The sequence below is a fragment of the Flaviaesturariibacter aridisoli genome, from assembly GCF_004343705.1.
Lineage (GTDB): Bacteria > Bacteroidota > Bacteroidia > Chitinophagales > Chitinophagaceae > Flavisolibacter > Flavisolibacter aridisoli.
On sequence record NZ_SKFH01000012.1, the window covers coordinates 99,786 to 109,131 of the forward strand.

The 9,346-nt window shown below is 53.3% G+C and carries 7 protein-coding genes; 5 read left to right on the forward strand and 2 right to left on the reverse strand.

Features of this window, described 5'->3' with window-relative positions; translation table 11 throughout:
• Nucleotides 1-274 precede the first annotated feature (274 nt).
• The 4 genes from E0486_RS09720 to E0486_RS09735 are packed head-to-tail and all read left to right on the forward strand — an operon-like array spanning nucleotide 275 to nucleotide 5,051.
• Nucleotides 275-667 (forward strand): (deoxy)nucleoside triphosphate pyrophosphohydrolase, encoded by a 393-nt coding sequence (locus E0486_RS09720; protein WP_131851971.1) that lies wholly within the window; start codon nucleotides 275-277, stop codon nucleotides 665-667.
• Nucleotides 664-3,534, forward strand: coding sequence for a DEAD/DEAH box helicase (locus E0486_RS09725; protein ID WP_207906235.1), 2,871 nt, complete (start codon nucleotides 664-666; stop codon nucleotides 3,532-3,534). The genes E0486_RS09720 and E0486_RS09725 overlap by 4 nt, the downstream gene beginning before the upstream one ends.
• Before the next feature lie 13 nt (nucleotides 3,535-3,547).
• Nucleotides 3,548-4,678, forward strand: a complete 1,131-nt coding sequence (locus E0486_RS09730) for an HNH endonuclease domain-containing protein (protein ID WP_131851972.1) — start codon at nucleotides 3,548-3,550, stop codon at nucleotides 4,676-4,678.
• A complete protein-coding gene (locus E0486_RS09735) occupies nucleotides 4,653-5,051 on the forward strand; it encodes an HIT family protein (protein WP_131851973.1) in 399 nt (132 codons plus the stop codon). Before E0486_RS09730 ends, E0486_RS09735 begins: the two co-directional genes overlap by 26 nt.
• A gap of 7 nt (nucleotides 5,052-5,058) precedes the next feature.
• Here the strand turns inward: E0486_RS09735 and E0486_RS09740 are convergent, their stop codons facing one another.
• Together E0486_RS09740 and E0486_RS09745 are read right to left on the reverse strand one after the other, a co-directional pair.
• Nucleotides 5,059-5,214 carry a phage holin family protein gene (locus tag E0486_RS09740; protein WP_131851974.1) on the reverse strand — a complete coding sequence of 52 codons (156 nt, stop codon included), beginning with the start codon at nucleotides 5,212-5,214 and terminating at the stop codon, nucleotides 5,059-5,061.
• 52 nt (nucleotides 5,215-5,266) lie between these two features.
• Nucleotides 5,267-5,545 carry a GNAT family N-acetyltransferase gene (locus tag E0486_RS09745; RefSeq protein WP_131851975.1) on the reverse strand — a complete coding sequence of 93 codons (279 nt, stop codon included), beginning with the start codon at nucleotides 5,543-5,545 and terminating at the stop codon, nucleotides 5,267-5,269.
• 252 nt (nucleotides 5,546-5,797) lie between these two features.
• Between E0486_RS09745 and E0486_RS09750 the strand changes: the two genes are divergently transcribed.
• On the forward strand, nucleotides 5,798-7,963 hold the full coding sequence (locus E0486_RS09750; RefSeq protein WP_131851976.1) for a sensor histidine kinase: 2,166 nt from the start codon (nucleotides 5,798-5,800) through the stop codon (nucleotides 7,961-7,963).
• Nucleotides 7,964-9,346 lie beyond the last annotated feature (1,383 nt).

Sequence of the window (9,346 nt, forward strand, 5' to 3'; positions counted from 1 at the left end):
TTTAGATTTCGGTAAATGGGTTTACAATTCCGAATCTAGGGTCTGAGATGGCCTATGCGCAATACGGTATTTATACGGAGCCTGCCACCGTGGAACTACGGTAGGCCTGATTTTCAACGCGTTGGGGGGGCTGGCGGGCGTAACAAAATATAAGGGAGAACGGGCATTCAAAAAAGAGGGGAAGTGCGCGAGTTTTTGCGGGAATTACGGGGGTGGAAAGACCTTAACGGACCAATGGATTTATCAAATTATATTGAGTGCGAAAACTGCATGAATGAAGCACTATCAAGTTGTAGCTGGTATTATTAAACATGACCAACAGATTCTTTGCGTCCAGCGAGGAAAGGGGAAGTACGATTATATTTCCTATAAATACGAGTTTCCTGGAGGGAAGATTGAAAACGGTGAAACAAAAGAAGATGCCTTAGTTCGTGAAATCAAAGAAGAACTCGAACTTGATATCTACGGTTTGGAAGAGCTAATAGAAATTAACCACACCTATCCTGATTTCAGCCTTACGATGTATTGCTTTATGGCACAAACACATAGTCAAATGCCCGTCTTAAAAGAGCACCTAGCCTTCAAATGGCTTCCTATTGATGATCTTCAGCAGCTTGACTGGGCAGCTGCCGACATTCCAGCAGTAAAAAAGTTGACCGGATCATGATGAAGGATTTTCAAAAAGAATTACACCTAAGCCTGCAAACTGGTTTTATTGATCGAAGCCTTCCTTCACTAAAGAATTACCAGCCGCAACTTCTTTATAACAGTAAGGAGGAAGGAGTCAAGATATTAGCCACGCTTCATCATGAATTAAGACGATGTGATGAGTTTTGGTTTTCTGTAGCTTTTGTAACAAAAGATGGCGTAGCCACAGTATTAGAGCTCTTAAAAGAGCTTGAGTTTCGAAAGGTTCGCGGCCAAGTACTTGTTTCACAATACCTAAATTTTACACAGCCTGAAGCATTAAAGGCGCTGCTTCAATTCAAAAACATTGAGCTGAGAATTGTTCAATTAGGCGGTTTTCATGCTAAAGGTTATATTTTTCGTTCGGGAAGTGAATTCAGTTTAATTATCGGAAGCAGTAACCTAACCGCCTCCGCTTTGTGCGTTAATAAAGAGTGGAATTTAAAGGTGTCCGCTTCTTTCGAAAGTTCCATTGTTACAAGCACATTTGCAGAATTCAACAGGGAGTTTTCAAGAGCGGCCATTGTAGACCAACAGTTTATTGATAGCTATACTAGCGTTTATCAAGAATACAGAAAGGTGCTGCAGGCACAAGTTGCGGAGATGATGCCTGATCGCATTTTGCCCAACAAGATGCAAGTTGAAGCCCTGAAAAACCTTGAAGATTTAAGGGCCCGTGGCGCCAGTAAAGCATTGCTTATATCCGCGACCGGAACGGGCAAAACTTACTTGTCGGCTTTTGACGTACGCGCTTTTCAGCCTAGAAAGGTTCTTTTCATTGTACATCGGGAGAACATCGCGCGAGCTTCCCTAAGAAGTTATCAGCGAATTTTAGGACCCCATAATACGATGGGTCTATTTACTGGAGGGAAGAAAGAGGTGGATTGTGATTTCTTGTTTTGTACAGTTCAAACTTTGTCCTTAGACAAAAACCTGGAACTCTTTTCAAAAGAAGAATTCGATTATATAGTCATTGACGAAACACACCGATCTGGGGCACAATCTTATCAGAAGATATTAAATTATTTCAGGCCTGTTTTTCTTCTCGGAATGACAGCAACTCCGGAGCGAACGGACGGCCTGGATATATTCAGACAGTTTGACTATAATATCGCTTACGAGATTCGGTTACAAAAGGCTTTAGAGGAAGATATCTTGTGCAACTTCCACTACTTCGGTGTAGCTGACATTTTTGTGGATGGAGATAAGAAAGATGATCGGGCGGTTTTTAATAAACTGGTGGCCGATAATCGAGTAGAGCATATCATTGAAAAAGCTCGCTTTTATGGATGCGACAATGGGATTGTTCGCGGACTAATTTTTTGCAGTTCGGTTGAGGAATCTCGTGAGTTAGCTCAAAAGTTAGGTGTTCGGGGTATTAAAGCGATTGCGCTAACCGGTGAGTCATCTGAAAACGAACGCGAGCTCGCAATTCGTAGATTGGAATCAGATGGATCGGATAAGATTGATTACATCTTGACACGCGACATTTTTAACGAGGGAGTCGATATTCCTAAAGTCAATCAGGTAATTCTTTTGCGGCCTACTGAGTCCGCAATTGTTTTCGTTCAACAGCTAGGCCGTGGCCTTAGAAAAGCGGACGATAAAGAATATTTAACGGTGATTGATTTCATCGGCAACTACCGAAACAACTATTTAGTACCCGTCGCATTATTCGGTGACACTTCCTATAACAAGGATCGACTTAGAAAATTGTTGGCTAGTGGTAGCGGACTCATACCCGGTGCGTCAACGGTAAACTTCGACGCAGTTGCTAAACGCCGGATTTATGAAGCCATAAATTCAGCCAATATGAGCCTTAGTCGCGACCTTGACCGTGATTTTGACTTGTTGAAATATCAGTTGGGACGAGTGCCCAAAATGATGGACTTCATTGAGCATGAGAGTCGTGATCCTTATCTCTATGTCAAAAGCGCTGGATCTTATTATAACTATCTACTTCGGAAGGAAAAAATTGATTCGACTATCGATAGTGTCGGGATCAACGTTTTAGAGGCATTTTCCAAAAGCGTTGCTAACGGCAAACGTGCAGAGGATGTCGCATTGCTGAAAAAGCTTTTAGATAAACCTACGGTTTCGCGAGCAGAAATTATTGACGCAATACAGAAAGCGTACGGATACACCCCATCTTCTGATACGCTGACGTCTTGCGGATGGTCTATCAACCTAGAGTTTATTAAGAAAAAAGTAGACCTGATCATTGATGATGGCGTCCAGTTTTCCCGCACACGTCTATTTGACTCTCTTTTAGAACAAGAACCTTTTTTTGAATCTCTCGCTGACCTCTTACGTGCTTCCGAGGCCGTATTTAATAAGCACTTCAAGAAAGGCAAGTTTGATAACGGCTTCATCTTTTACGAGAAATACTCAAGAGAGGATGCTTTGCGCATATTGAATTGGCAAGAGAACCCAGTGGCACAAAACGTTGGGGGTTACATTACTCATTCGAGTCAAAGCTGCTTTGTAGTGTTTGTTACCTATAAGAAAAGCCTTGAAGAAGGGACATTAATCGATTATGAAGATCGATTCTTAAATCGCGAGCTTTTTGAGATGATCTCTAAGAATAACCGTTCATTGAAAAGCCCTGAGATGGTGCTATTGAGAAATGCCGTCGATTTGAGAATTCCATTCTTTATTAAAAAAAGCGATGACGAGGGGACTGGATTCTATTACCTTGGAAATATGAGGCCTTCCAAAACTAATGGTGCATTCGAAGAAGATTTGCGAGGTAAGAACAAAGACATCAAGGTTGTAAAAGTTCGCTTCCAACTAGACGTTGCGGTTCCTGAAGAACTTTATGAATATTTGGTTGACCAAGTTATTTAAATTCTAATGGTGTATGGAGATTGATCACTCATTCTTCGATTCGAAGCTTCCTGAGTCAACCCATCTGCGAATAGATCGCCTTACCGCCGTCTTCCGCAACACTACCAACGCGTATAAGTTCTATTGGTTTCGTTCCATCCTGTCGCTTATTCGCGAAGGGGCAGGGCCCTTCCTGAGCCAACAGGAGCTCACGGGCCGCATGTTCGAACAGGTCTGGTATCCAATCGACTATTACAAGCTTTCATTTGGAAAGCTGGATAGCTTTGTCGGCATCGCGCAATTTGTGCGGAGCCTTCCAAAGGGCGTTGAATTAAACAATGCGCCGGGTAAGCCTTCTGTATTGCTACAGGTTCAAGAGCTGTTCACCGCGCAGGAAAAGCGGTTGGTTCAGTTGCAATTGAATAAGCTGTATCAATATGTTCCGTTTCGGTTTATTCGCCCCTTCCTGGAAAAAGAGACGGAAGGATTAAAGGACAGTCAGGTAGACCGGCGCATCCAGGAAGAGGCGAAGCGCTATGCTGAAGCCAACCCATCCCATTGTCCCTATTACTTTGTAAGTGGAGGCATACAGATCAATAGTGTATGGTTTGACTACTTCCGCACGCACCTGTCTATCCTGGAAGCGTTCACCAACTGGAACCTCGTACAATACCTTCAGCGCAACAACCCGAATATTTCCGGGATATCGGTGAAAATATTCAAGCCTGAAGAGCGGCAGCTCAATGCGGTGCGTCAGGCATGGGATGTGTATCGGAACGTAAAAGGTGCACTGCCCTGTATCTATTCGGACGAATTACTGACGGATGCGTTCACGTTGGATCATTTTATACCCTGGTCTTTCGTGGCTCATGACCTCAACTGGAACCTGGTCCCGGTGAGTCGGGAAATCAATTCCAGGAAAAACGATCGATTGCCTCGTTTACAATACTTGTCCAAATTGGCAGCCTTGCAGTATGATTTTGTGCATACGCTGGCCGAAAGGAATGGAGTGGGTAAAGTATTGGAAGATTACACGTTGCTTTTCCGCGAGGAGCTCGCAGCCATCAAATCCATGCCTCTGGCGCACTTCGAGCAGAAGTTTAAAGACACCATCACACCCATGTATCAAATCGCAAAGAATGCAGGATTCAGAGATTGGAACTAAGCGCGATGGTTGCCCTTTTTGTTCCGTAAGTGACCGCCTCATCTTAGCGGAGAATGAGTCCGCACTTGCCTTTTATGACGGATACCCTGTGTCCGAAGGGCACGCATTGGTCATTTCCAGGCGGCATGCAGCACATTACTTCGAATTGACCACTAAAGAGAAGCATCGTATGTGGGACCTCGTAGATGAAGTGGTGTCGCACTTACAGGAAAAGCATCATCCGGACGGATTCAATATCGGGTTCAATGTTCAGGAGGCCGGAGGGCAAACGGTATTTCACACGCATATTCACATCATTCCGAGATACGAGGGAGATGTGCCCGACCCTCGTGGCGGCATCCGGCATGTGATCCAAGACAAAGGGTGTTACTAATTGATCCTCAAAACACCCACTGCACCAAGCTCCCCAGCACCGCCAGCACCAGCGCCATCAACAACGCCGTCCGGAAGCCCCGCACATCGAACCCGCTGATCAGCGAGTCCGCTACTTTGATCATCAGGGCCGTGACGCTCACGGCCCACGCTTCACGCCTCACGCCTCACGGCTCACGGCTCACGCCTCACGCCTCACGCTTCACGCCTCACGCCTCACGCTCCCAGCACCACCTGCTCCTTCCGCTCGGGGTGCCGCTCCAGCCAGGTCTTTACATAGGGGCAATACACCACTACCGGCAGGTCTTCTTCCTTCGCATAGTCAAACGCGTAGGTGGCCAGCGCGCCGGCGATACCGCGGCCCTCGAGCGGCGCGGGCACCCAGGTGTGCATCAGCATGATCTTGCCGTCGTGGAGCCGGTACTCCAGGTAGGCTTCCTCGCCTTCCACCCCGGTTTCGAAGCGGAGGTTGGTTGTGTTGTTATGGATTTCCATAGAAAGCAAGGTAGCGCAAAGTCGGGTTTAGGCGTCCTGCCTTTGGCGGGATGCTATCCCTAAACGCCTGCGCCTTCCCCCTTCTCGTTCTCTCGTTCTCTCGTTCTCTCGTTCTCTCGTTCTCTTGTTCTCTCCTTCTCTCGTTCTCCCCGCCCTCGTTCTTTTTTCCGCCTCATCCGTTCGTTCCACCATTCTCCTGTCGTACCTTAAGCGTGTCCCCCGGTCTTTATTCGCCAAACACCCGCTTACCTCATGAAGCACCAAAAGACCGCTACTGCACTGCCGGGATTCCTGGCTGAGGGCGGCGACATGGGACGCGCCATCGCCGCCAAGGACTGGTCCAAGACCGCCCTCGGACCCATCGATGCCTGGCCGCAAGCCCTGCGCCACCACCTCGGCCTCCTGTTGCTCTCCAACGAGCCCCTGGCCCTGGCCTGGGGCCCCCACCACATCCTGTTGTATAACGATTCCTACCGCATGCTGTGCGGCGACCGGCACCCGCGGGTGCTGGGCCACGACTTCCGCCGCTGCAAGCCGCCGGGCTGGCCGGGGCTCGACGCCGCCTTCGAGCGCGCCGCCGCCGGCGAGGCTTCCTGCGTGGAAAACCAACGCCTCTTTTTCGACCACCACGGCTACCCGGAGGAGACCTTCTTCACCTTTTCGTTCAGCCCCGTGCCGGATGAAGAAACGCGCCGCGTAGCCGGTGTGTTCATCACCGTGAGCAGCCAGACCGCCAAGGTGCTGTACATCCGCCGCCGCCGCGCCCTGCGGGCCCTCGCCAGCCGCAACGGCGAAGCCCATACCGTGGAAAGCGGCCTTCAGCTCGCCGCCACCACCCTCGCCCCCTTCGACCTCGACCTGCCCTTCCTGCTGCTGTACCGGACCCGCGAAGGAAGCACCCAACTGGTGGCGCACGCCGGCTTCAACGACGACCACCTGGGCCACAACGTGCCGCCCCCCGTGGCCGAAGGCGCCATCTGGCCCTTTGAAAGCACGGCGGGCAGCAGCGCCCCCTTCGAGGTGCTGATCGGCGACCGGCTCGGCACCGTGTCGGTAGGGCCCTACCCCGAGCTGCCACAGCGGGCCTTCATCCTGCCCATCACCCCGCCCGGCTACAGCGGGCCGGCGGCCTTTGCAGTGGCCGGCGTGTCGCCACGGCTGACGCTCAACGACTCCTACCTCGGCTTTTACGAGCTCCTCGGCGTCGGCCTCACCGCCTTCCTCGCCTACACCGAAGACCGCGAGGCGGAAGAAGCCCGCGCCAAGGCGAAGCTCGAAGCCTACTGGGAACACTTCCGCCAGATGGCCGCCGTGGTGCAAAAAAGCGAAGAACTCTTCCGCACCCTCGCCGACCAGGTGCCGGTGATGGTGTTCATGACCGCACCCGACAACGCCACCTACTGGAACAAATTCTGGCTCGAATACACCGGGCTGACCGAAACCGAGTCGCACGACAAGGGCTGGCGGGTGGCGGCCCACCCCGAAGACGTGGACGAGGCCATCGCCGTGTATAACGCCGCGGTGACGCGCCGCCAAACCGCCACCCACGAGTTCCGCCTGCGGCGGCACGACGGCGTCTACCGCTGGTTCCAGTTTACGGTGGCGCCGCGATATGCGAGCAACGGCTCCTACTCGGGGTATTCGGGCATCGCCATCGACGTTACCGAGCGGCGCGAAACGGCCACGCTGCTGGAATCGCTGGTGCGCGAGCGGACGGCCGAACTGCAGCAGTCCAACGAAGACCTGCAGCAGTTTGCCCACGTCACCTCCCACGACCTGAAGGAGCCGGTGCGCAAGGTGAAGACCTTCGCCGGCATGCTCCACGACGACCCCGGCAACAAGCTTACGGAGCGCAGCCAGACCTACCTGAAACGGATCCGCAATGCCACCGACCGCATGCTGACGATGATCAACGGGGTGTTGTCGTACTCCACGCTCTCGTCGTCGGAGCCCGAGTGGCAGCCGGTGCCGCTCGAAGAGCTGCTGGCTTCCATCCGCGAAGACCTCGAGGTGCCCATCCGGCAAAAAGGCGCCACCGTGGTGAGCGGCCGCCTGCCGGTGCTGCAGGGGTCGCCGGTGCTGCTGTACCAGCTTTTTTTCAACCTGGTCAACAATGCGCTCAAGTTCACCCACGAGGGCGTGGCGCCCCGCATCAGCATTACGAGCCACCACGACCGGCTCCCGGGCTGGACGCGCATCGAGGTGCGCGACAACGGCATCGGCTTCGAGCCCGGCTACGCCGAGCACATCTTCGAAACCTTTACGCGCCTGCATTCGAAAGACAAATACGAAGGCACCGGCCTCGGCCTCGCCCTCTGCCGCAAGATCGTGCAGCGCCACGGCGGGCATATCTCCGCGCAGGGCGTCCCGGGCGAAGGCGCCGTGTTCGTGATCGTGCTGCCGCTGAAGGAGGCGTGATGGGGAAGGCGAGGTTCCGTTTGCAGGAGGCGGCATTCGCACGCGAGGCCCTTTCGTGCGGAGGTCCCGGCTGCATTACAGTTGCGTTCAGGGGCGAGGCCTAGCGCGATGAGGTCCCGTTCGCAGGCGAACGGGATGACGACCCTTTGCGCGGCGCGCATTGGCCCCATACGGGCTGCTTCGTAAACAAATACATTCGGGTGATGGGGGCCCAAGGGCTTGAGGAGGGTCTGATGAAGCCAGCTACCTGCGGGCAAAGCAGGCGGGATACGTTCGTAGACGAGGCCCTTTCGTGCGGAGGTCCCGGCTGCATTACAGTTGCGTTCAGGGGCGAGGCCTAGCGCGATGAGGTCCCGTTCGCAGGCGAACGGGATGACGACCCTTTGCGCGGCGCGCATTGGCCCCATACGGGCTGCTTCGTAAACAAATACATTCGGGTGATGGGGGCCCAAGGGCTTGAGGAGGGTCTGATGAAGCCAGCTACCTGCGGGCAAAGCAGGCGGGATACGTTCGTAGACGAGGCCCTTTCGTGCGGAGGTCCCGGCTGCATTACAGTTGCGTTCAGGGGCGAGGCCTAGCGCGATGAGGTCCCGTTCGCAGGCGAACGGGATGACGACCCTTTGCGCGGCGCGCATTGGCCCCATACGGGCTGCTTCGTAAACAAATACATTCGGGTGATGGGGGCCCAAGGGCTTGAGGAGGGTCTGATGAAGCCAGCTACCTGCGGGCAAAGCAGGCGGGATACGTTCGTAGACGAGGCCCTTTCGTGCGGAGGTCCCGGCTGCATTACAGTTGCGTTCAGGGGCGAGGCCTAGCGCGATGAGGTCCCGTTCGCAGGCGAACGGGATGACGACCCTTTGCGCGGCGCGCATTGGCCCCATACGGGCTGCTTCGTAAACAAATACATTCGGGTGATGGGGGCCCAAGGGCTTGAGGAGGGTCTGATGAAGCCAGCTACCTGCGGGCAAAGCAGGCGGGATACGTTCGTAGACGAGGCCCTTTCGTGCGGAGGTCCCGGCTGCATTACAGTTGCGTTCAGGGGCGAGGCCTAGCGCGATGAGGTCCCGTTCGCAGGCGAACGGGATGACGACCCTTTGCGCGGCGCGCATTGGCCCCATACGGGCTGCTTCGTAAACAAATACATTCGGGTGATGGGGGCCCAAGGGCTTGAGGAGGGTCTGATGAAGCCAGCTACCTGCGGGCAAAGCAGGCGGGATACGTTCGTAGACGAGGCCCTTTCGTGCGGAGGTCCCGGCTGCATTACAGTTGCGTTCAGGGGCGAGGCCTAGCGCGATGAGGTCCCGTTCGCAGGCGAACGGGATGACGACCCTTTGCGCGGCGCGCATTGGCCCCATACGGGCTGCTTCGTAAACAAATACATTC